Origin of the sequence: Domibacillus indicus, from assembly GCF_023715895.1 — a bacterium.
Taxonomy (GTDB): Bacteria; Bacillota; Bacilli; order Bacillales; family Domibacillaceae; genus Domibacillus; species Domibacillus indicus_A.
In genome coordinates this window covers 184234-204899 of record NZ_JAMBOO010000003.1, presented here as the reverse complement: position 1 = coordinate 204899, position 20666 = coordinate 184234, and the positions used below count along the sequence as shown (strand labels likewise).

The window sequence follows — 20666 nt, the reverse complement described above, 5'->3', positions numbered from 1 at the left end:
CTTTAGGATGGAAGTAGAGAATGGGGGGGACGCTTCATGGCAAAACGCGCATTAATCACAGGCGGTTCAAAAGGGATAGGGCGAAAAACGGCGGAATACTTAGCAGCCGCAGGATGTTCGGTCGTCATTAACTACCGTTCAGATGCGGCAAGTGCAGAAGTATTTGCAACAGAGCTGTCAAACCGGTTTGGCGTACAGGCGTCAGCTGTACAAGGAGATGTATCACGAAAAGAAGATTGTGAGAAAATTGCTTCCTTCTCTGGAGAGATTGATATTTTAATACACAATGCAGGACCCTACATACAAGAACGAAAACCAATGGCCGACTATTCCTGGGACGAGTGGCACCAGCTGATCAGCGGTAATTTAACCTCTGTGTTTTACTTATCGAAGCTTCTCCTGCCGGGAATGAAGGAGCGGGGGTGGGGCCGGCTGATTGCCTTTGGCTTCGACCGTGTGGAAACAGCGCCGGCCTGGGTCGACCGTTCCGCTTTTGCAGCTGCCAAAACGGGGCTTGCCTCGCTGATCAAAACGATTGCCCTGGAAGAAGCATCATCCGGCATCACTGCGAATATGATTTGTCCGGGGGATATTGCAGGCAGGTGGAAAGAAGAAGATATAACAGCTGCTGAGGGAAAACCAGCTCCGCTTGTGCCGGTCGGTCGGCCGGGAACCGGCGGGGACATTGCACGGGTAGCTGCATTTCTTGCTTCCGAGGCCTCCGCTTTTATCACTGGTGCGATTATTCCGGTAACGGGCGGCCAGGATGTGCTTTGCAAGCATTTTCGAAATAGAAATTGAAAAAAACGTTTTTCATCCTAATTCTCTCATTCACATACCAGTCATATAAAGAAAAAACATCACGCTGCCAGGCGTGATGTTTTTTTGTGCTGCACTATACGCAGGCGTACAGACAGCGTGATGGCCCCGCACGTTAAACCGGTAATTAAGCCGATCCAGTAGCCGTATGGGCCCCAGTCAGTCCAGCGGGCGAGCGCCCAGCCGAGCGGCAGCCCGATGACCCAATAGCTGATCATGGTCATCATAAATGTGACATTGACATCTTTGTATCCGCGGAGTGCGCCCTGCACCGGTGCCTGTACCGCATCCGAAAGCTGGAAAATCGCCGCGTAGATTAAAAACGAGGCAGTCAGCCCGAGAACTTCCGCATCAGTCGAATACAAATGAGCGATCGCATCACGGAACCCGAAAATCACAACCGTGCCGACTACCGCAATGCCAACCGCCATCGCAATGCCGATTCGGCTGTACTGCCGGGCATCTTGAAACCGTCCAGCCCCGGCTTCAAAACCAACCACAATCGTCAGCGCCATCGATACGCTGAGCGGGATCATGTACGTAAGTGAAGCGAAATTGATGGCAGCCTGATGAGCCGCAATGACGTTTGTGCTGTACTCACTCATCAAAAGCGTTACCGCGGAAAAAATACTCGTTTCAAAAAAGATCGACAGCCCAATCGGCAGGCCTAGCAGCAAAATTTCTTTCCATTTTGCAAAGGACGCACGCGGCAGGCGTCCAAACAGCCGGTAAGCCGAAAACGGCTCCTTCCGCCAGACAATCCAGACAGCGAGCAGGAAAATAAGCCAGTAGCTGATCGCGGACGCATAACCAGAGCCGACACCGCCAAGTTCCGGAAAACCGAATTTCCCATAAATGAGCAAGTAGTTAAAAGCGACATTGACGGGCAGCGTCATCACCGTAATGATCATCGACGTGCGAGTCATGCCGAGCGCATCGATAAATCCGCGGACAACCGCCGTTAAAAAAAGCGGCAAAATGCCGAATGACAGTCCGATCACGTACTCATAAGCGATGCGGCGCACGTTATCCGTTAAATTCATGATTCCGAGCACGGGTTCAAGCAGGACCCATCCAAGCAGATAGGTAATGGCGGAAATCACAAGCGCCACATAAATCGCCTGCATGACAGAAAAAGACACCTCACCGCGGCGTCCGCTTCCCGTTAAATGGCCGACAATTGGCGTAATCGATAATAAAATACCGCTGAGTCCTGTATAAACGGGCATCCAAAGAGAGGAGCCGACCGCTACGCCGGCTAAATCATCGGCACTGTAATGCCCGGACATAATCGTATCGAAAAATGTCATCGCAAACATGGCAATCTGCGTCACAAGAATAGGGATTAAAATAAATAAAAATTGGCGTACTTTTGCACGCGTTGTGGCTGTTTCAATCAAGCCGTTCAACTCCTTTACCGAAAGATAGTATAGCACAAAAGGAACAGGTTGAGATTACTGGATTTATTTAAGTTGGGATATAAAGAAAACGGGGGTGTTAGTCAGGTTAACCTGGTTTTGGAGAGCTTTTTTAATGTAGCACTCCATTGGCATCATACCAGCCCGCAAAACAAGCCATGCTGCAATGAGTTATCCGGTGCTGGTCTTTCTTTTTGCCGCCGCGCTGTTCATTCATCTGTTCCTTTACTTTTTATTGGCAAAGAAGACAGGGATTGAAGTAGAAAATGAAATGATGGCCAAATACGATCTGGACGTAGAAGTATATAAAGTCTCACATCATGGATCTTCTACAGGAACCTCAGCATCATTTTTGGCCGCAGTTGATCCAAGTGACGCGATTTTGTCCTATGGGGAAGGAAACACATAGGGACATCCTCATTCCGAGGTGCTAAATCGTCTGCTCGATTATGATGTTGAAGTATGGGAAATGCCAGAAGGTGACGTAGAAACATGGACAGATGGCAAGGACATTCATTTTACACAAGGAATCGATGAAGAACCAACACAGGACGAACCAATGACAAGCAACGACAACATTGTGATTGCCTGTAAGGATTTAAGCGGGGAAACTGTTGGTATGAAAAATAGCGGTTCTAAAAACATAGATGTGATAGGATGGACACTCGTCAGCTTTAAAGGAAATCAAACATACGCCTTCCCTGATGGATTCATTTTAAGGGCTGGGAGAACCGTTATGTGACCTCCAGTTCTCATGCAAAAGAGCAGCTGCCAACGTATCTGAAATGGACAACCTCTAACATGTGAGCGAATATCGGAGATCCAGCACAGTTATATGATTCGACTGGTGAGCTAGTGAGTGTGGTGGATTGATGAGAAACGGTATTTATATGATTGACTCCATTGAAAAAGGCCAAGCGAATCTGTTATGGAGTGAAGATGAATCGATTAAAGAGCTGGTAGAGGTTGAAAAGCTTGGAGCTAATGTGAAGAAAGGAGACTTGATCAAAATCATATCTCTTCCGGGAGGTCTCCAGATTGATCTTTTAGAAGAGGAAACAGCTAGAGCAATTAAAGAGCAGTTGCTCAAGCAAACTGAAGAAAAGGAATAAAAAAAGCGGTATCAGTTATTTACTGATACCACTTTTTTGAATTTTAGTAACCAAAAGCTGTTTTTACTTAAAGGAAGGGATTAATTGGATGATTATTCGCAAGCAATACCGTCACCATCACGGTCTAAGTGATCGCCAAAGCCAGGATCGCCTGTACGAATAGGAGCAGCGCCAGCAGCTCTTACTGCCGAGCAATTTTCATAAAACACACTTTCTACTGCTGGTTCTTCCTCTTCAATTACCGGTTCTGTTTCTTCTTCAACTACTGGTTCTTTTACAGCAGGCTCTTCTTCCACAGGTTCTACTGGTTCAGGAGCTTCTTCTTCAACAGGTTCAAACTCTTGTTCTTCCTCAACGGCAGGTTCCTCTTCGGTTACCGTTGGTTCTTCTTGTTCTTCTGTAACAGGGGCTGTCTCAGTATTTTCAGTGTCAACATCTGTTTCCGTATTGTCCCCGAAAATTGCTGAACATGCTCCAAATAATAACCCGAAAATTAATATGAGGCCTAGACAGCCGAGGCAACCAAAACAGCCGCCACGTTTTTTATTGTTTCCATTATTGGTGTTAAACATTTGTATACCTTCTTTTATTGATTTATATATCGATCACAAGAAAATACCGCGCCTATAAAAACAGACGCGGTCTAATAGAAATTTATTTTGGCATAGTCAATTCTACTTCAAAACCAGGCTTGTTTTTCGCGTGATTTTGATCAAGGAAGACCGCACGATCGTTCTTTAACATAATAACTTCAAAGAAAGGTGTGAAACGTTCTTCAGAAATTTCAAATGCGGAAAGGAACTTTCCGAACATTTCTTGTTCTTCACGTTCTGCTTCGCCATCTGATAAAGAAGAATCTACTAGATTAACTAAGATACACATTTTTTGTGCATCTGATAAAACTGGGGCAGCTTCTTTTAAAAATTGATCAATTGAGTTGCGTTGTACGTATTTAATTGCTTTTTCCATTAAATCGTCATTATTTCCACCAACGATAACCTTGCCACCTTTGTTTTTTCCTCCTAAAACAGCAAGCAATTGGCCAATTTCTTCGTTGTCAAATTCGCCGTCTGAACCCATCATGTAAAGCAGGGAAGTAGCGAAAGCGAAGTGCGGATTCATGCCATTATCGTTTTTAGTAGAATCACCTTTAAACATATCAAATAAACCCAAAATTAAATCCTCCTTAAAATTTGATTATATGAATAATCTCAAATGAGATTTCATCCAAAAAACTTTTTATTAGGCAAAGTTCTTCTAAGAACTTCCTCTTTATCTTGATTATAGGAAAGACTATTGTTTTTCACAAGTAATTCCATCTTTATCATGAGTCTTACTTTTATTTTCATTACAAAGAATAGGGAGTAGACGCAGCTTCCCTTGGAATAAATCCTAAGAAAGAAGGTAGCGCCTCATTAGGATAAACGAGTTCTTAATCTTTCTACTATTGCATCTAAATTGGATTCTGGAATGTTTCTTATAGTTCGTTTTTTGGAACTAAACATTCCTTTCATTTCAAGAATAACCATTCCAAGCTCCATCTGTGCCATTCCAAAAGGATTTGGTACAATGTCGAAATCTACACTTTTAATATCTTTATATTTTACGACTTCAGCGTCTGCTCCACCCATGAGCCCACCTTTTAGAGTGGTAAAGTATAGATTTTGCTCGCCGATAATCATAAAACCTGTTTTAGTAAGTTTAGGATCAGCAGATGAAAAAGAATAAATCTTTTCATCAGGCTTCATAACTTTTTTTAATGCTTTAATTGCCATTTCGTAAAATTTTCTTTCACTTTTTGGAAATTCTAGAGATATTTCTTCCATCTCACTAAGTGTGATCGGATATTCAATTTCACCAAAACGGCTATTAAATTTAGTGAATTTAGCCATATTATGTAGGCCTCCATATAATAAAAAATTTTATAATTGCATTTAGAAATAATACAGAGCGCAACAGGATTATTCAGATCAAAGAAAACGTATGAGAAAAGCCATATCAGTTAGCACGCTGATGTGGCTTTTCTTTATAAGTGCTTACTGCTCAATTTTATCAATAAATATACTAGGGATAGTAATATCTCCACCCATTGTAGACTCATAAGTTAACAGACCATTTGATGTCCCCATCACAGTAATTAGATCATCTTCCAGTATTCTAGAATCGGTAATATAGGAGTCGTAAGCACCAAAAAGTATGGTGTCGTAATCTTCGTTAACAGCAATCCTTACTTGAACTTCTCCATCACCTTCCATTACCTGAACAACCTTGCCATAAAATTTAACTTTCTCACCGATATAATCATCAGGGGTTCTAGCTAACTGGTCATATGTAATACCTGTCTCGTAGCCTCTTTTTTCTTCTTCTTCAGCTTTTCTTTGAGCTTCTGCAGCAGCAGCTTCCTCAGCAGCTTTTTTAGCAGCGGCTTCCTCAGCTTTTTTCTTAGCAGCGGCAGCATCTTTAGCTTTTTGTTCTTCAATCTTTTGTTGCTTTTCTTTTTCTGTTAACTCAAACCAAGGCTTTGCTTCTTCGACTTTTTGTTCTAAAGTAGTAATTTTTGAGCTCTGATCCTTAATGGTTTTTTCACTTTCATCAAGTTTAAGTTGTAGAGCAGCTACCTGATCTTCTTTTTCAGATACAGAACTTAAATTGGTAAACAGTAAAATAGTCACCAAGATAAAAGCACCGAGCAAAACCATTACCTTTTTGTTTTTCCAATCCACTTATGTATGTACCTCCATTTAAAATAGTTCCCCCAGACTAAATCAACGACATTTTCAATTCTAAATTCCAAAGTAGTAAATTTATAACTGAAAAAACAACTTCTTTATTATGCTATAAAAAACTAGGAGTTTCTACATGATTTTTCTTGACAAAACACTGAAAATAATGTATTTAAACATAATTATTACCATTTACAAAATAGATTTACACATGAGTATGTACCTGTAGATGAATCGATTGAGAAAAGCTGTATCAGTTATCGCGCTGATGCGGCTTTTAACCATATATAGTTAGGCGTGCCAGGAGAAAGAAACGCCCTAACCCAAGAGTGGAACTACAAAAATATATAGAATATATTAACAGCTTGCTTAAAAATCTAAATTTTATTTTTCTAGTGAGTTAATTAATTGAAATTTCCCGATATTATTGAATTATAAGGATTAAGGAGGTACTATAATGCACCCTGTAGTTGAAGAAGTTATTAGTCGTAAAGTAGTTTCAGAAGAGGAATTAAAAAGGCTTATGAAGAGACATGGAAGAGATCCTAGAGGAATTGGTGGATTAAGTAATAGCAGGCAAATAGTATGGATAGCCAAAACGCGTAGTTGGAAACCGGGAATTACACACAGTGAATTCCAATAAGAAAATACTAGAGAATAGGTTATATTTTAAAGTAAAACCGCAACATTTAATTCTGTTGCGGCTCTTACCTTTATCTATTTCGGATTTTATCTTTCACAAGCCCATCCGTCTTTATCACGATCATGTTTAGTATCGTAGGCAGGGTGGCCTTTCTTTACGCCGTTCGGATACTTCTTGCGAAGCTCTGTGCAGTTCTTAAATGTTTCTTTCTTTGGAGCCGGAGCTGGTTTTGGAACTGGCTTCGGTGCAGGAGCTGGTGTCGGCTTTGGAGCCGGCTTAACAGGAGCCGGAGCTGGCTTTGGGGCGCAGCCACCTTTAATTGCATTGGAATTTGACCAGATTCCTTTTTTGGCTGATTTTGCTTTATTTTCACTTTCCTGCAGTTTCTTTAGGTATTTTGTGTTTGGTTCGAAAACAGCAATTCTGGCTAATCCGTTTTGAATTAGCAGCTCATTAAACATAGTTTCATTCACATATACGTAAGCAAGAAGACGGCCGTATTGATCTCGAGTATCTTTATCAAATTCGATACTTACTGTCTTTGTTTTATCTAGCAGGTATTTCTTTGTATAGGCAGTTGCTTCGGGTCCGTATAGCTGTACACATTTCTTAGGATCCTTCGTTTCTGGGGTATCAATTAAAATCATTCGAACTGTTTCAGCTCTTCCTTTGTATGTAACTTTAATTGTATCTCCGTCTACAACCTCATTAACGGTTACCTTTGTAGCTGTCTTTGGCAGCGCAGCTTCAGCAGTTTGAGACGATAGATCGTTAAATGCCGGTGTAAAGGATCCAGCGAGTAGTGAAACAGACAGAAGGGACGCAGCGACAGGTTTAAATAATTTCTTTTTAAGCAACATTTTTCTCCTCTTTCAATAAATTAACTAAATCTATTTTCCTATGAAAAAGGGTTGGTGGCTATCATTTTCGTTCGACAAATATAGACAGTGATAAATAAAAAAACTCTCTCTGATTAGGAGAGAGTGATATACATACTTTATTCGCAAGCTACCTCGTCGCCATCATGATCTAAGTGATTCCCAAACCCAGAATCCCCCTGTACAAATCGACGCAGCACCGGTAGTTCTTACCGCGGCCAATTTTCCTGAAATACTTTCTAACTCTTGTTCTTCCTTCTTAACTAATAGAACCAACGTGATAATCTTTAAAAAAATAAAAAATTATCAAAAAGTAATAAAAAAATGAAAATGAGGATTATAAAGGTAAAAACCGGGTAACCCAATAAAGAATATTAATCATCTATTATTTTAATTAGTTGAAGGCTCTTTTGACGTGAAATGTTATTTTCATAATCTTTATGGTTCATTGCTAAAAAGATAGTATATCGAAACTTTAAAAATGTTGAGTTTAAAAAATGAAGGTTTTAATGCATTACTACATAATTGACACTTTACTTATCAGTAGTAATGTTTTAAAAAATATAGTGAAAAGAGGGCAAAAGATGAAGAAATGGTTTTCAGGATTTGCAGTGATTTCATTTTTGTTAATGGCATTTGGCAGCGGTTCCTTAGCAGCACCTTCGGATGACAGAGATTGTGGAAATTTCGCGAGCAATCAGGAAGTTATGCAATTTTGGTATGATAATGGATATAGCGCTTCTAATGATCCGCATGATTTAGACCGTGACAACGACGGAGCCCCTTGTGAAGTGAGCTCATCGGAGTACAACGACTTTGTTGCTTCTCAGGAAAGCAATGACTCTACATCTGACAGCAATGATTCTACATCAGAAAATACTAATTCATCATCTGATAGTACTTCTGAGGAACAAAGCACTGCTAACACTCAACAATCAAACGCATCAGGTGAAAAAATGCCTGATACGGCTACCAATGATGTCGGGATGATAGGAATGGCCGCTGTTATGGCCGCAGCTGGCGGTGCCCTTCTTATTCGTCGCAAAAAAGTGAAAGAGTAACGACAAGAGCGACAGGGCAACCTGTCGTTTTTTTATAGTAGGAGGTAAAAAAGATAATTACATACGGTTAATGGAGGTGTTATTTTGAGAAAAATAATAGGCATTTTCTTGTTGATAGCCGGTCTGGTTCTTGGGGTCTCCAATTTTGTAAGCTGGCAGGAAGGCCGTTCATCCGCCGAAAATATGACAACAGAAGAAGTAGCCCACTATGAACAGATTAAAACAACTCCTGAGAAGACAACGGATAATCAAAAAGTTACACCTTCTCCACAATCACCGAGTAAAGAAAAGGTTATGATAAACAATCAGCATGAACTAGGTGAAAAAGTAGGTATGCTTGTAATCCCAAAAATCCAACAAAAATATCAGATATTTTGGGGAACCGATGAAAAGGTATTGAAAAAAGGAGTAGGGATGTTTGACAGCAAAAGAACGACACCTCCCGGGGAAAAACATACAGTGTTAAGCGGTCACCGCGATACAGTTTTTGTTCGGTTAGGTGAATTGGAAATAGGTGATTCTTTGATGGTGGAATATAGCAACCAAACCTACCATTATATTATTCAAAAGATATGGATTACAGATAAAGATGATCGCTCCGTAATAGTGGATAAAGCAACCTCTACTTTAACGCTCACAACGTGTTATCCTTTTTCCTATGTAGGAAATGCTCCTGACCGGTATATCATTCAAGCAGCTCTATCAAATCCAGAATGATAAATCAAAAAGTCACATCACTTTGAAACCGGTGTGGCTCGTTTTTGGGTTGAAAAGCGGGTTTATCTTCCGCACACAAGTACATCCCTGGGAGTGCGAGCATGGAGTTGACCTGGTTTGATGAAATCCCGAACGTTAAGCTCCCCAACTTAGAGAGAATAGGCCACGAAATGCATGCAGATGACTGGCAGACGATCATTCACGCGATTTCAGCGCACACTTCCTAAAAGAATAAGAAAAGGGCTGCACACCGGATAATCCGCTGGCAGCCCTTTTTAGTGACTATAGCTTTTTCTTTCCATCCCGCCGAGCAATCTCCTCTGTAACGATAAAAGCGAGATCGTCATTGCCAAACAGGGACAGCACACCGAGTAACGTTCCATCCGGCACCTCGCCGGCTTCTTCTTTTGGCACTGTTAAAGCCAGCGCGTCTTTTAAGGCTTGATTCTCAGCTTGATCCGGATAGGCTTTCATGTACACGGCTTTCGGGTCCAGGTCGTGATTGATACACCACTGGGCAAACACCAGAATCATCATATTCTCTTCTTTCTGGTAGCTCTGTACAATAAACTCTTCCATTTCCTTTGACATTTCATCTCTCCTCACACAGATTGCTTTGCTTCATTGTATCGGGATCATCTTCCGCACTCAAGCACCACACCCGTTTCAAGGAAAAAGCTTCACTTTACTCGATTCTATCATTTGAGGTTTTTAGCCGGAAATCAACAAATTTTCACAGGCATTTGGTAAAATCATAGGAAATAAATAAAGGAAGTGTCTAAAAAATGCCTGTCCATAACAAGCTAGTCCGTGACCGCATTTTAGAAGTGATTGAAAAAGCGGGAAAAACGTATACATCGCGTATTTTGGATGAAAAAGAATACATACAAGAAGTGAAAAGAAAAATGCACGAGGAATTAGCCGAATATGAAGGTACTGAGAACGATCAGGATGCGGTAGAGGAGCTGGCTGATTTATTGGAGCTTATCCATGCAGCGGCAGCGATCCACGGAGTGACAGCTGAAGAACTAGAGGAAGTACGCCGTGAAAAAGCAGAAAAACGGGGCGGGTTTCAGGACCGCATTTATTTAATAGAGGTAGAGGATGACTAAGCTGCAGCTGATCACCTCGCAGTTACTTGACGTTATCAACCGTCTTGCTGATGAAGCAACGGAAATTGATATTTTAACCTCCTTTGTCATGAAGTCTGGCGTGAAGAAATTGGTTCCCGCTTTGCAAAGGGCAGCTGCGCGGGGAGCGGAAATTCGCATTGGAACGGGTGACTATTTGCATATTACCCAGCCGGATGCGCTGCAAATGCTGGTTGAAGAAGTGCCAGAAGCGGAGATTCGCTTATATAAAAGCGGCGGCCGTTCGTTTCATCCGAAAGCATATTTGTTCCGCCTCGGCGAGAAGGGGCATGTGATTATCGGGTCCTCTAATATGTCGGCATCTGCTTTAACCGGCGGCGTCGAGTGGAATGTGGCGGCTGAAAATGACCATTTGTTTGACGAGGCGCTTGGTGCGTTCGAAGCAGTCTTTTATCACGAACAGACTGTCCCGGTGAACCAGGAAACAGTTCGTGACTACCGCAGCCGCTACACGAAGTTTCATGAAAAAAACGTGCTTCGTGCAGAGTGGACGGAAGCAGAAGAAGTCGATGCAATGTTTTCTGAGCCGGCCGGACAGGAATCGATAGTGGCAGAACAAGGAGAAACCTATACGGTTTTATCGCCCCGGCCTGCCCAGAAAGCGGCCCTTGCGGCACTAGAGCAGACGATGGAAGAAGAATATGAACGAGCGCTGGTTGTGATGGCGACCGGGCTTGGCAAAACGTATCTTGCCGCTTTTTTTGCCAGGCACTTTAAACGGGTGCTGTTTGTCGCTCACCGCATTGAAATATTAGAGCAAGCAAAAAAATCCTTCCTGCATGTACATCCGGACCGAACAGCGGGAATTTTAAATGGTACCACGAAAGAAAAAGAAGCGGATATGATTTTTGCCTCCGTCTTTACGATTGGCTCCAAGCATCATCTGCATACGTTTGAACGGGATGCTTTTGATTTAGTTGTCATTGATGAATTTCACCATGCTGCAAGTCAGTCGTATCAAAAAGTGCGTGATTACTTTACACCATCGTTTTTTCTTGGGATCACAGCCACACCCGACCGGATGGACAACAAGGATGTATACGGCATGTGTGACGGAAACGTCGCCTACCGGATTCATTTTATGGAAGCGATCCAAAAGCAATGGCTCGCGCCGTTCCATTATTACGGTGTGTATGATGACACCGACTATTCGGCGCTGACATGGCTTGGCACCCGCTACGACGAAGAAGAATTATTAGCGGTGCAGCTGCGCACCGATATGGCAGAAAAAATAATCAACGCCTGGCGCACATACAAGCAGACAAGAACCATTGCATTCTGCTCCTCTATTCGGCAGGCGGAATTTTTAAGCCGGTATTTCAATGAAAATGGCTTTCGTACGATTGCTCTTCATTCCGGTACGAAAACGATCTCTCGCCCAGCCGCGATATCGATGCTGGATAAAGGGGAGCTGGATGTGATTTTTACCGTTGATTTATTCAATGAAGGGACGGATATCCCTTCTGTTGATACGATTTTATTTGTGCGCCCAACTGAATCGTTAACAGTGTTCACCCAGCAGATCGGCCGCGGCCTGCGGACAGCACCAGGAAAAACACACTGCGTACTGATTGACCTGATTGGCAATTACCGCAATGCCGATGTGAAAATGCGCGTGTTTGATACTGAGCCAGATCGCAAAACAAGGGATGTAATTCCGGCTGTACCGGCATCCTGCATAATAGACTTTGAATTAAAAGCGGTTGAACTGCTCCAAGAAATGAATCGAAAGCGTAACCCGCGAAAAGAACAGCTGCATATGGCTTATGAAGAGTTAAAGAAAGAGCTGGGCCGGCGTCCATCTTATTTAGAGCTTCATTTGCATGGGGCTTTCGACAGCAAAATGGTCAAGGAATTTCACCAATCCTACCCAGGCTTTTTATATGCGGCGGGCGAATTAAATCAAGCGGAAAGAGCCGTGTTCGAGCAGTTTGGACACTGGTTTGCAGAAGTCGAAAAAACCGGTATGAACAAAAGCTACAAAATGGTCGTGCTCCGCTACATGCTGTCAAAAGGTTTGGAACACTGGCTGGACTCGGTTACGCCGGCAGAAGCAGCGCCTTATTTCCACCGCTACCTCACCTCCAAAGAGTACCGGAAAAGAATCGATTTCTCCGACCGGCAGGGGAAAAAGCTGGAGCAGTATAATGAAAAAGCAGTGGCTGATTTGATTGCCAGCATGCCCATGTCTAAATGGAGTGGAAGCAGCAAAGGGCTTATTACCTTTGAAAACAATGTTTTTCATATTCACATCGAAGCGGCAGGCAATCCACTCGTTTATGAGTGGACAAAGGAGATCTGTGAGTTTAGGCTGCATGGGTATTTTGAGCGGAAAGAAATGAAACAGTCGTGAAATAAGAAATAAAGCGATTTACAAAACAGATTCTGAGCCAGCTTTTTTAAGCAGGCTCTTTTTTATTGTATGAGGATTGTTTCAAGGCATGATACAGCTAAATTCGTTTAGACTAGATGATTTATAAATTGTTAAAATAAGGAATATAATTTACAGAAATGGAATATTATATCCATAAAGTAAATCAGTTCTTTTGACCCCTGCAAAAAATAATACTTGCTTTACACTTCTTTTACAAAACAGGTAATTTGATGGATAAAAACAGAGAAAACCCATCTTTTCCCTTTCGTCAGCGAGGAGTATAACAAAGGGTGCCGGAACGGGCAAATTTAAGCTGAAATTTGTCGTCTTTGCCTTTACAATTGGCACTTTTTGTAGGTATTTACACTCATTCATCCACACGCTACGATAGTCATGCCCTTAAGGAGTACCCAGGGCTGGCGCTAGCTTGGATTGGATGTTTCCATGTTATTTGAACAACTTGCGCAGCAATACAACCCGATGATTCACCGCATCATGAACAAGCTGCATATTTACAAAAACAAAGAGGATTTTCATCAGGTGGGGCTGATCGCCCTGTGGGAAGCACATACACGATTCGATGCGTCAAAAGGCGATTTTGCGCCGTATGCGTATTCGTACATTCAGGGACGCCTGAAAAATGCTCTAACAAAAGATGCCACATTCAGTGACGGAACGGTCTTGACCGGCCAATCGGATTTGTTTGAAGGCGTGGATCCGGAGCCAACACCGGAGTCCGCGGCGCTTGTTCAGTTATGTGGGGAAGGGCTCGATGGCCGGGCGGGGGAATGGTTTCACCTGTCTGTGATCAAAGGCTTATCGAATCCGGACATTGCCAGAAAATGCGGTGTGACGCCGGCTGCTGTCCGGAAATGGCAGCAAGCCGCAATCAAGCAATTGCAGGACGAGTTCAGCGACAGTGAGTAAATAGACCCGTTTATGCAGTGGGGCTGCCCGGAACGATAGGTGAAAGGCGGGACAGATTTTACACATTTCTTTTTTTACAGATTTGAGTCTTGAATCTTGGATGACCGGAATATATTTCATACGGTGGCCTTTTAACCGTTTGTCAGGAGCAAGGTCGAAAAATGGCAGGAAACAAGGAGGAATCCATATAAAAGCGATTGTCTGTTCCAAATACGGGACGCCGGATGTTCTGCAATTCACCGAGGTGGAGAAGCCTGTTCCGAAGGACGATGAAGTGCTCGTAAACATTCGTGCCGCATCGGTCAATTATGGAAATCTTGTTTTGTTGAAAGGAGAACCGTTCCTCGCCCGCTTTGCGTTTGGCCTTTTGAAGCCAAAGCACCCGATACCTGGAGGAGATATTGCAGGCCGGGTAGAGGCAGTGGGCAGGGAGGTGAAGCAGTTTGGGCCAGGTGATGAGGTGTTTGGCGACTTGTCCGGCTGCGGCTGGGGCGGCTTCGCTGAATATGCGGCGGTCCCCGAAAGGGCACTGGCGCTAAAACCAGCCCAGCTTTCGTTTGAGGAAGCAGCGGCGGTCCCGATGGCGGGTGTGACAGCGCTGCAGGGCCTGCGGAATAAAGGGAACATCCGGCCGGGGCAAAAGGTGCTCATTCACGGTGCTTCTGGCGGGGTTGGCACATTCGCCGTCCAAATTGCGAAAGCATTCGGGGCAGAGGTAACGGGTGTGTGCAGCACGAGAAATGTTGATACGCTGCGATCGCTGGGTGCAGACTATGTCATCGACTATAAAAAAGAGGATTTTAAGGAAAAAACGCAGCAGTACGATTTGATTCTGGCGGTGAACGGGCACCAGCCGCTTTCTGCTTATAAGCGCGCCCTGCGTCCCGGCGGCATTTTCGTTCACGTCGGAGGGTCGGGTGCCCAGTTAACCGAAACGATGGTTCGCGGGCCCTGGATTTCTTTAATCGGAAATCGGAAAATGAGCAGCATGCTGCAGCGGCAAAACCAAAGCGATTTAGTTTTTATAAAGGAGCTGCTCGAAGCGGGCAACGTAAAGCCGGTTATTGATAGAAGCTACACATTGAGTGAAGTGCCCGAAGCTTTCCGGTATTTTGCAGAAGGACATGCGCAGGGGAAAGTGGTCATCACCGTTTAACACACATTGAATAGAATCGAAGAAGCACCGGAAAGAGGATAAGAATAGAGTACGAGAGGAAGGCAGCCAAAAGCTGTCTTCTTTTTCTTTTTTTTCCTCTCCGGGTATCGATTTTTCCTTCCTCTCTGTACATAAAAAACGAAAGGGGAGGAAAAAGGATGAAAACGAAGATGACAATCAAGGAAGCCGCGCTGTTTTTAGGTGTATACCCGGGAACGCTGTACCGGTATGTGCAGGACGGCTCGGTGCCTCATTACCGGGTGGGGCGGCGGATTTTTTTCTCGCAGGAAACACTGTCTGAGTGGATCGAGCGTCAGGAGGGGATGTAAATGGCGAAGTACCGGTTTGTGTATGCGAATTTCTGGAGTGACAATAAAGTAATGGACATGTCGGCGGCGGAGAAGCTTTGTTTTTTATATGTGCTGACAAACAGCCAGACGACGCAGATTGGCATTTACCCGCTGAATGTGCGCAAGGCGGCGTTTAAAATGGGAATGGCAACGCCCAAGGTAGAGGAATGTTTTCGGGTGCTTCAGGAAAAAGGAATCATCCGCTTGAGTGAAGAAACAGGCGAAATGGCGATTCGGCATTGGGGCCGCTACAATTTCACCCGGGGCGGCAAGCCGGTCGAGGATTGCGTGGAAAAGGAATTGTCGCTCGTGAAAGATACATCGCTCGCTGCTTTTATCGCAGCGCATATTCCGCCTGGCCGCATTCGGGCTTTGTACGATACGTGGACGATACGCCGGCAAAAACAAAACGGAACTGAACAAAAGGAAAAGAAAACGGAACGAAACCGAACGGAAAGCCGTCCGGCGGCCTTGCAGTTTTGGGAATCATCATTTGGCCGGGCGTCCCTGGCCATTGAGCAGGGTCTGCTGGAATGGTGCTCGGCACTCAGTGAAGAGCTGGTCATCGAAGCACTGAAGCGGTCACAGGAGGCGGACAAGCCATATGCATATGCACAGAAAATTTTAACGAGCTGGCAGGCGGAAGGCCGGACATCGCTGCAGGATGTCTGGAATAAAACGGAAAGAGCGGCAGCTGATCCATTATATGAGCCACTTGTACCCGACATAGAAGCAGGGGAGGAAATCGGATGAAAGCGGAAATGGCGGTTTTAGGCACCTGCCTGCATGACAGCCGGGTGGCGCTTGATACACACATTGTCCCGGCTTATTTCGAATCTGCCCTGCACCGGGAGCTGTTTTCCCACATTCAAACCGAGGTGCAAGCCGGCAGAATAGTCGATGTTGTTACGCTGTCGGTCAGCGGGCTGATTGAGTCGTTTGGCGGTGCGCCGTATATGAATGATTTGATCGCCCATGCGAATATTGACCGGTTTTCCCATTATGAAACGCTTTTGATTGAGGAATGGCAGAAGAGGGCGGTCCGTTCGATGTGCATTCAGGCATCGTCGGAGGAGTGGCCGGCAGACCGGATTATGGAAGCGGCGGCACGCATAGAAAGCGTCCGTATACAAAGGGCACAGTCGACGTCCCGTTTGGTAGAGCCGCTCCGAAAAGCGCCATTTGAAAAAGAGAAACAGGAGCCGCGCGCCATGACAGGAATCCGAAGGCTGGATGAGACGCTGGGCGGCTTTCAGGCAGGCGAGCTGACGGTCATTGGCGCCCGTCCTTCGATGGGAAAAACCGATGTAATGCTTCATCTGGCACGGATGGCCGCAAAGGGGGGATACATGCCGGTTGTGTTTTCTATTGAAATGTCAGCATTGTCGCTTGTAAAGCGGCTTTTAGCGATGGAAGGCCGGTTTAATCGAACGAAAATGCGTAATCCGTATGAGCTGTTCACCGCAGCACAAAAAGAAAAGTGGCCGGAGATGGTTCAAAAAGTAGCCGGGCTCGGCATGTATGTCGTCGATCAGCCTGCCGTCACGGTGTCCGATATGCGCTCGGCGGTCAGAAGACTGTTAATCGACCACCCTGAAGCGCGCCCGGTTGTATTTATCGATTATTTAGGGCTGATTACGCCCCCGCATTTTTTTGATGGGAATGTGACCGCGCAAATAGCGGCGGTTTCGAGAGGTTTAAAAGCGATGGCAAAAGATTTTGACTGCCCGGTGATTTGTCTCACGCAGCTTTCACGGGCCGTGGAAGCACGTGCGGACAAGCGGCCGATGCTTTCGGATGTGCGGGACTCCGGGTCGGTGGAGCAGGATGCGGATGTGGTGCTGTTTTTATACCGGGACGCTTATTATTCCAAACAAGCAGGTGATAAACGAATGGAGATCATTGTGGCGAAAAACCGAAACGGTCAGACGGGGTTTGTGACTGTTACCTACATAAAAGAAACGGGCATTCTGGTTGACCGTGACGATTCGATCTCTGTTTAAGGAAGCGTTTAAGCGTCAGGAAGATACGCTTGTTTATGGGCTGCTTGATTTATTGCGGCGCGGGGTGGTCGATGCAGAAACGAGCGAAAACAAAATTCCGTTTGAAGCGATGGATAACGAGACCATTCGGGAGATGAAAAAACGAAATGAACTCGGCTTTATCCCGGTTCGCGTGTACGCAGCCACAGCCAATCGGACGCTGTGGCTGCTCATAGCGGCGGAGTCCAGAGAAAAAGCCATACAAAAAGCATGCGACCTTGGCGAGCCTCCCTAGTGCCGTTGCGTGCTGCCGCTCTGATTATGTTGTTGAGCGAAACGGGCGGGCGGTGACGATGGGAGACATGATTGCTGAATGTGAGTCGTTTCCCGCGCTTGTCGGTGTAGTAGATGTGAACAAGCAGCAATCATCCACATTCTCTAAACCAAACTGTAAGAAATAAAATTTGTCAAACAGCCTGTACACTTCGTACAGGCTGTTTTCGTTATAAATATGTAAAAGAGCAGAACGGTTCCGCTTCTTAAAACTATGGAAAAAAGATCCAAAAACGAATATTTTCTACTTTTCTTACGAGAAAACGACAAATTTAACGTGTAATTGCTAGTTTCTTCTGCTATGATCAATTTATAGGTCTAAGGAATTATAAAATGCCTATTTCGACAATAAAGGGGAATAAAGTATGAGATGCATCGGTAGGATAGGAACGCCGTTGTTTGCCGATTTTGCTTATTTCTTTTGGGCAATGAAGCTTGATTTTGCGCAGCTTTACAATGGATACCATCTTTTATCGCTGTTCTTTTTTTCTATCATTGCCTGGTGGATGGGCAGGCACTATGATTATAACCGCAATTTAAACGAAAAATTAAAGGAAAAAAAGAATGAGCTGCAAAGCCTGTTAGATAACGTGGATGCGGCCATTTGGTCCATCGATCATAGAACGAACCGTATGTCACTGTCGAAAGGATTTGAAAAAATTCTCGATGTTTCGCTTCAAGATGCTTACACAGAGAGCACACTTTGGCGCAAATATCTTTATCATGAAGATTACCATAAGGCGTTACATTTTCTTCGGTCTTATAAAAACGACAAAGAAGAAGGGGCCGTTAAAACGGCTGAATTTCGGATCGTGAGTAATGGGCAAATCAAGTGGGTCGAGGTAAAACTATCCCCGATTCGGAATGAAAAAGGCGAGCTTGTAAAAACAAACGGTGTCGTTCTAGACATCACTGAAAGAAAAAAATCGGAAGAGCAGATTAAGCAGTTAGCGTATACGGATTTGCTTACGGGGCTGCCAAACCGGACGTCATTATTTATTGATTTGAATAAGCGGCTGCAGGAAGGAAAAGAAACAGCGCTGTTCATCATTGATCTTGATCGTTTTAAAACAGTAAATGATTCTTTTGGCCACCTGGCAGGAGATACACTGCTTAAAGAGGCAGCCGCGCGGTTTAAAAGTGCTTTGCCGAAAGAAAGCGGTTCCATTTACCGGTTTGGCGGCGATGAGTTCTGGTTTGTCTGCCATGAGACGAACAAAGTGCAGCTCACTCTTTTAGCGGAAAAGATGCTGCAAACCTTAACTTCACCCTTTATGATACAGGATCATGAGATTGTCATTACACCGTCGATTGGGATCAGCACGTTTCCTTCCGATGCGAACAGCATGGATACATTGCTTGTGTACGCAGATTCCGCTATGCGTATAGCCAAAGAAAAAGGACGAAACAATTATCAGTTTTTCGATTCGAGTTTATACAATAAGCTGCAGCGCAAAGCGGCGCTTGAAAAAGAGCTGAGACGAGCCATATGGAAAGGGGAACTTTTTCTGCACTATCAGCCTCAGGTCGATCTGGCCACAAGCCAAATTACAGGGTTTGAAGCGCTCATTAGGTGGGAAAATGAAAGATTTGGCTCTGTGTCTCCGTCCGAATTTATTCCGATCGCCGAAGAGTCCGGCTTGATCACCTCAATTGGCGAGTGGGTGCTGAAAGAAGCGTGCCTGCAAAACAAGCGGTGGGAGCAGCAGGGATACGGGCGGTTTAGCATGAGTGTCAATATTTCCGTTCAGCAATTTCAAAACCGGCATTTCGCAGATACCTTTAAAGCGCTGATTCGGGAAACCGATATGGACCCAAGTCTTTTGCAAATTGAAATTACCGAAAGCATCATGCAGAATACGCAGGAAACAAAGCATATTTTAGACCAATTAAAAGAAATCGGGGTGAAAGTCTCGATTGATGATTTCGGTACCGGCTATTCCTCCCTCAGCGTGTTAAAGGAACTGCCGCTCGACTGCTTGAAAATTGACCAGTCTTTTATAAGGGATGTGACGACATCCAAAAAAGAAGCAGCGATTGTCAAAAATATTATCGACCTGGCGCACAATCTTGAGTTGAACGTGGTGGCAGAAGGTGTTGAAACAGAAGGCCAGCTGTGCATGTTAAAGAAGCTGGGCTGCCAGACCGCGCAGGGCTATTTGTTCAGTAAGCCGCTTCTTCACCAGGAAGCAGAAGAGCTGCTTATGCGGGAGCAGAAAAAAATGAAAATGGATGCGTAAAACTGTTTATATGACGTGTGGGCTTTATACTGAAGTAAAGCGGGCGTAAGCCGCCATTTTAAAATTGGCATGCGGCTGTTTGCCTGAAAGAAGCGCTGAGCGGCTCCACAAAACAAAAAAACCTGCCGGAATCCGGCGGGTTTTTCTTATCCCTTTAAGAATGCGATCATCATAAAAATGAACCAGGTGAAAAACGGAACCACCATCGCCAGAAGCACATGTTTATAGGAATACCGGTCGCGCCATTTTTTTAACATTCGGTCGATCACAAAGAAAAACAGCGCAGCGGCCACTGTGTACCAAAATAAAATAAGACCGAAGATCAAATGAAAGATCAGGGAAAACAGCCATTCATTGTGGCCGTTTTTCCGGCGGGTCAAATAACGTGCCGCTCTGTCACTGATCAATGATGTCAGCACAAAATAAATAATGGCCATCGGCGTAATGTACATCATGTAAACCGGAATGGCGTTTGTAAATCGCTGAAGGGAATTGGACCAGCTGGATGCCGGCGTATCAATCGGCAGCGGCTGAATAAAAACCAGCAGCAGGAAAAAAAGTGTACCGGCCAGGGCACCGGCAATAAGTTTGCGTTCATAATACCCTGGGCTTTTTCTAACGGGCATAAGAAGTCTCCTTTCGACTCGTTCCATTGCATGCATGGGACATCTGCCGTTTTGTGCAGGAACGTGTATGTAAATTAATGAACTTATCTACATCTTTAACCTTTCTTGACAGTAGTTTAAACATTTGCACGCCATAAAATGTGCCGCTTGCTGTTA

General features: G+C 44.4%; 26 protein-coding genes. 17 read left to right on the top strand and 9 right to left on the bottom strand.

The genetic code is table 11. The annotated features are described in order from the left end of the window. Positions 1–36: 36 nt before the first annotated feature. The gene (locus M3221_RS07280; protein WP_251270845.1) at positions 37–801 is read left to right on the top strand and encodes an SDR family oxidoreductase; all 765 of its coding nucleotides are present in this window, start codon (positions 37–39) and stop codon (positions 799–801) included. Positions 802–860: 59 nt separating this feature from the next. Here the strand turns inward: M3221_RS07280 and M3221_RS07275 are convergent, their stop codons facing one another. Further along, a complete protein-coding gene (locus tag M3221_RS07275) occupies positions 861–2219 on the bottom strand; it encodes an MATE family efflux transporter (RefSeq protein WP_251270844.1) in 1359 nt (452 codons plus the stop codon). A 196-nt stretch (positions 2220–2415) separates the two neighbouring features. Between M3221_RS07275 and M3221_RS07270 the strand changes: the two genes are divergently transcribed. The 3 genes from M3221_RS07270 (at position 2416) to M3221_RS07260 (ending at position 3349) form a co-directional block, all read left to right on the top strand. Then, positions 2416–2646: a ComEC/Rec2 family competence protein gene (locus M3221_RS07270; protein ID WP_251270843.1), complete on the top strand. Its 231-nt coding sequence runs from the start codon at positions 2416–2418 to the stop codon at positions 2644–2646. A 60-nt stretch (positions 2647–2706) separates the two neighbouring features. Further along, complete coding sequence (locus M3221_RS07265) at positions 2707–2979, top strand: lamin tail domain-containing protein (protein ID WP_251270842.1); 273 nt, start codon at positions 2707–2709, stop codon at positions 2977–2979. Positions 2980–3109: 130 nt separating this feature from the next. Next, positions 3110–3349 carry a hypothetical protein gene (locus tag M3221_RS07260; RefSeq protein ID WP_251270841.1) on the top strand — a complete coding sequence of 80 codons (240 nt, stop codon included), beginning with the start codon at positions 3110–3112 and terminating at the stop codon, positions 3347–3349. 92 nt (positions 3350–3441) lie between these two features. On the opposite strand, the gene M3221_RS07255 is transcribed toward M3221_RS07260, so the two are convergent. From M3221_RS07255 to M3221_RS07240, 4 genes are all read right to left on the bottom strand, one after another. Continuing rightward, a complete protein-coding gene (locus M3221_RS07255; RefSeq protein ID WP_251270840.1) occupies positions 3442–3921 on the bottom strand; it encodes an excalibur calcium-binding domain-containing protein in 480 nt (159 codons plus the stop codon). A gap of 82 nt (positions 3922–4003) precedes the next feature. Further along, positions 4004–4522, bottom strand: a complete 519-nt coding sequence (locus tag M3221_RS07250) for a tellurite resistance TerB family protein (RefSeq protein ID WP_251270839.1) — start codon at positions 4520–4522, stop codon at positions 4004–4006. Between the two features lie 242 nt (positions 4523–4764). After that, a complete protein-coding gene (locus M3221_RS07245; RefSeq protein ID WP_251270838.1) occupies positions 4765–5241 on the bottom strand; it encodes a PH domain-containing protein in 477 nt (158 codons plus the stop codon). A 144-nt stretch (positions 5242–5385) separates the two neighbouring features. Then, positions 5386–6072 (bottom strand): toxin regulator, encoded by a 687-nt coding sequence (locus M3221_RS07240; RefSeq protein ID WP_251270837.1) that lies wholly within the window; start codon positions 6070–6072, stop codon positions 5386–5388. Between the two features lie 457 nt (positions 6073–6529). On the opposite strand from M3221_RS07240, the gene M3221_RS07235 reads away from it, so the two are divergent. Beyond that, complete coding sequence (locus M3221_RS07235; RefSeq protein WP_251270836.1) at positions 6530–6715, top strand: hypothetical protein; 186 nt, start codon at positions 6530–6532, stop codon at positions 6713–6715. Positions 6716–6801: 86 nt separating this feature from the next. On the opposite strand, the gene M3221_RS07230 is transcribed toward M3221_RS07235, so the two are convergent. Together M3221_RS07230 and M3221_RS26785 are read right to left on the bottom strand one after the other, a co-directional pair. Further along, a complete protein-coding gene (locus M3221_RS07230) occupies positions 6802–7575 on the bottom strand; it encodes a thermonuclease family protein (RefSeq protein WP_251270835.1) in 774 nt (257 codons plus the stop codon). Between the two features lie 137 nt (positions 7576–7712). Further along, positions 7713–7793, bottom strand: coding sequence for an excalibur calcium-binding domain-containing protein (locus tag M3221_RS26785; protein WP_396120263.1), 81 nt, complete (start codon positions 7791–7793; stop codon positions 7713–7715). A 384-nt stretch (positions 7794–8177) separates the two neighbouring features. Here M3221_RS26785 and M3221_RS07225 point away from each other — a divergent pair, with 384 nt between their 5' ends. The 3 genes from M3221_RS07225 to M3221_RS26260 all read left to right on the top strand — a co-directional run bounded on the left by M3221_RS07225 (position 8178) and on the right by M3221_RS26260 (position 9598). Continuing rightward, positions 8178–8654: an excalibur calcium-binding domain-containing protein gene (locus M3221_RS07225; RefSeq protein ID WP_251270834.1), complete on the top strand. Its 477-nt coding sequence runs from the start codon at positions 8178–8180 to the stop codon at positions 8652–8654. A gap of 84 nt (positions 8655–8738) precedes the next feature. Further along, positions 8739–9371 (top strand): class D sortase, encoded by a 633-nt coding sequence (locus M3221_RS07220; RefSeq protein WP_251270833.1) that lies wholly within the window; start codon positions 8739–8741, stop codon positions 9369–9371. Between the two features lie 101 nt (positions 9372–9472). After that, a complete protein-coding gene (locus M3221_RS26260) occupies positions 9473–9598 on the top strand; it encodes a hypothetical protein (RefSeq protein WP_285879475.1) in 126 nt (41 codons plus the stop codon). A gap of 55 nt (positions 9599–9653) precedes the next feature. On the opposite strand, the gene M3221_RS07215 is transcribed toward M3221_RS26260, so the two are convergent. Next, positions 9654–9962 (bottom strand): hypothetical protein, encoded by a 309-nt coding sequence (locus M3221_RS07215; RefSeq protein WP_251270832.1) that lies wholly within the window; start codon positions 9960–9962, stop codon positions 9654–9656. Positions 9963–10156: 194 nt separating this feature from the next. Here M3221_RS07215 and M3221_RS07210 point away from each other — a divergent pair, with 194 nt between their 5' ends. From M3221_RS07210 to M3221_RS07170, 9 genes are all read left to right on the top strand, one after another. Beyond that, a complete protein-coding gene (locus M3221_RS07210; protein ID WP_251270831.1) occupies positions 10157–10483 on the top strand; it encodes a nucleoside triphosphate pyrophosphohydrolase in 327 nt (108 codons plus the stop codon). Then, positions 10476–12875: a DEAD/DEAH box helicase family protein gene (locus M3221_RS07205; protein WP_251270830.1), complete on the top strand. Its 2400-nt coding sequence runs from the start codon at positions 10476–10478 to the stop codon at positions 12873–12875. Before M3221_RS07210 ends, M3221_RS07205 begins: the two co-directional genes overlap by 8 nt. Positions 12876–13340: 465 nt before the next feature. Next, positions 13341–13823, top strand: a complete 483-nt coding sequence (locus tag M3221_RS07200) for a sigma-70 family RNA polymerase sigma factor (protein ID WP_251270829.1) — start codon at positions 13341–13343, stop codon at positions 13821–13823. Positions 13824–14010: 187 nt separating this feature from the next. After that, a complete protein-coding gene (locus tag M3221_RS07195; protein WP_251271121.1) occupies positions 14011–14979 on the top strand; it encodes an NAD(P)-dependent alcohol dehydrogenase in 969 nt (322 codons plus the stop codon). 158 nt (positions 14980–15137) lie between these two features. Beyond that, positions 15138–15308 carry a helix-turn-helix domain-containing protein gene (locus M3221_RS07190; RefSeq protein WP_251270828.1) on the top strand — a complete coding sequence of 57 codons (171 nt, stop codon included), beginning with the start codon at positions 15138–15140 and terminating at the stop codon, positions 15306–15308. Next, on the top strand, positions 15309–16082 hold the full coding sequence (locus M3221_RS07185) for a DnaD domain protein (protein ID WP_251270827.1): 774 nt from the start codon (positions 15309–15311) through the stop codon (positions 16080–16082). Further along, positions 16079–17332: a replicative DNA helicase gene (locus M3221_RS07180; protein WP_251270826.1), complete on the top strand. Its 1254-nt coding sequence runs from the start codon at positions 16079–16081 to the stop codon at positions 17330–17332. The genes M3221_RS07185 and M3221_RS07180 overlap by 4 nt, the downstream gene beginning before the upstream one ends. Beyond that, complete coding sequence (locus tag M3221_RS07175) at positions 17304–17606, top strand: hypothetical protein (protein ID WP_251270825.1); 303 nt, start codon at positions 17304–17306, stop codon at positions 17604–17606. The genes M3221_RS07180 and M3221_RS07175 overlap by 29 nt, the downstream gene beginning before the upstream one ends. Before the next feature lie 403 nt (positions 17607–18009). Then, positions 18010–19884, top strand: coding sequence for a putative bifunctional diguanylate cyclase/phosphodiesterase (locus tag M3221_RS07170; protein ID WP_251270824.1), 1875 nt, complete (start codon positions 18010–18012; stop codon positions 19882–19884). 146 nt (positions 19885–20030) lie between these two features. Here the strand turns inward: M3221_RS07170 and M3221_RS07165 are convergent, their stop codons facing one another. After that, positions 20031–20510: a hypothetical protein gene (locus M3221_RS07165; protein ID WP_251270823.1), complete on the bottom strand. Its 480-nt coding sequence runs from the start codon at positions 20508–20510 to the stop codon at positions 20031–20033. Positions 20511–20666: the final 156 nt, after the last annotated feature.

Bases quoted from the DNA above. Each gene is read 5' to 3' on its own strand.
- M3221_RS07280 (WP_251270845.1), top strand. From the start codon at position 37: ATGGCAAAACGCGCATTAATCACAGGCGGTTCAAAAGGGATAGGGCGA.
- M3221_RS07265 (WP_251270842.1), top strand. From the start codon at position 2,707: ATGCCAGAAGGTGACGTAGAAACATGGACAGATGGCAAGGACATTCAT.
- M3221_RS07260 (WP_251270841.1), top strand. From the start codon at position 3,110: ATGAGAAACGGTATTTATATGATTGACTCCATTGAAAAAGGCCAAGCG.
- M3221_RS07255 (WP_251270840.1), bottom strand. From the start codon at position 3,921: ATGTTTAACACCAATAATGGAAACAATAAAAAACGTGGCGGCTGTTTT.
- M3221_RS07245 (WP_251270838.1), bottom strand. From the start codon at position 5,241: ATGGCTAAATTCACTAAATTTAATAGCCGTTTTGGTGAAATTGAATAT.
- M3221_RS07235 (WP_251270836.1), top strand. From the start codon at position 6,530: ATGCACCCTGTAGTTGAAGAAGTTATTAGTCGTAAAGTAGTTTCAGAA.
- M3221_RS07230 (WP_251270835.1), bottom strand. From the start codon at position 7,575: ATGTTGCTTAAAAAGAAATTATTTAAACCTGTCGCTGCGTCCCTTCTG.
- M3221_RS07225 (WP_251270834.1), top strand. From the start codon at position 8,178: ATGAAGAAATGGTTTTCAGGATTTGCAGTGATTTCATTTTTGTTAATG.
- M3221_RS26260 (WP_285879475.1), top strand. From the start codon at position 9,473: ATGGAGTTGACCTGGTTTGATGAAATCCCGAACGTTAAGCTCCCCAAC.
- M3221_RS07215 (WP_251270832.1), bottom strand. From the start codon at position 9,962: ATGTCAAAGGAAATGGAAGAGTTTATTGTACAGAGCTACCAGAAAGAA.
- M3221_RS07210 (WP_251270831.1), top strand. From the start codon at position 10,157: ATGCCTGTCCATAACAAGCTAGTCCGTGACCGCATTTTAGAAGTGATT.
- M3221_RS07205 (WP_251270830.1), top strand. From the start codon at position 10,476: ATGACTAAGCTGCAGCTGATCACCTCGCAGTTACTTGACGTTATCAAC.
- M3221_RS07200 (WP_251270829.1), top strand. From the start codon at position 13,341: ATGTTATTTGAACAACTTGCGCAGCAATACAACCCGATGATTCACCGC.
- M3221_RS07190 (WP_251270828.1), top strand. From the start codon at position 15,138: ATGAAAACGAAGATGACAATCAAGGAAGCCGCGCTGTTTTTAGGTGTA.
- M3221_RS07185 (WP_251270827.1), top strand. From the start codon at position 15,309: ATGGCGAAGTACCGGTTTGTGTATGCGAATTTCTGGAGTGACAATAAA.
- M3221_RS07180 (WP_251270826.1), top strand. From the start codon at position 16,079: ATGAAAGCGGAAATGGCGGTTTTAGGCACCTGCCTGCATGACAGCCGG.
- M3221_RS07170 (WP_251270824.1), top strand. From the start codon at position 18,010: ATGAGATGCATCGGTAGGATAGGAACGCCGTTGTTTGCCGATTTTGCT.
- M3221_RS07165 (WP_251270823.1), bottom strand. From the start codon at position 20,510: ATGCCCGTTAGAAAAAGCCCAGGGTATTATGAACGCAAACTTATTGCC.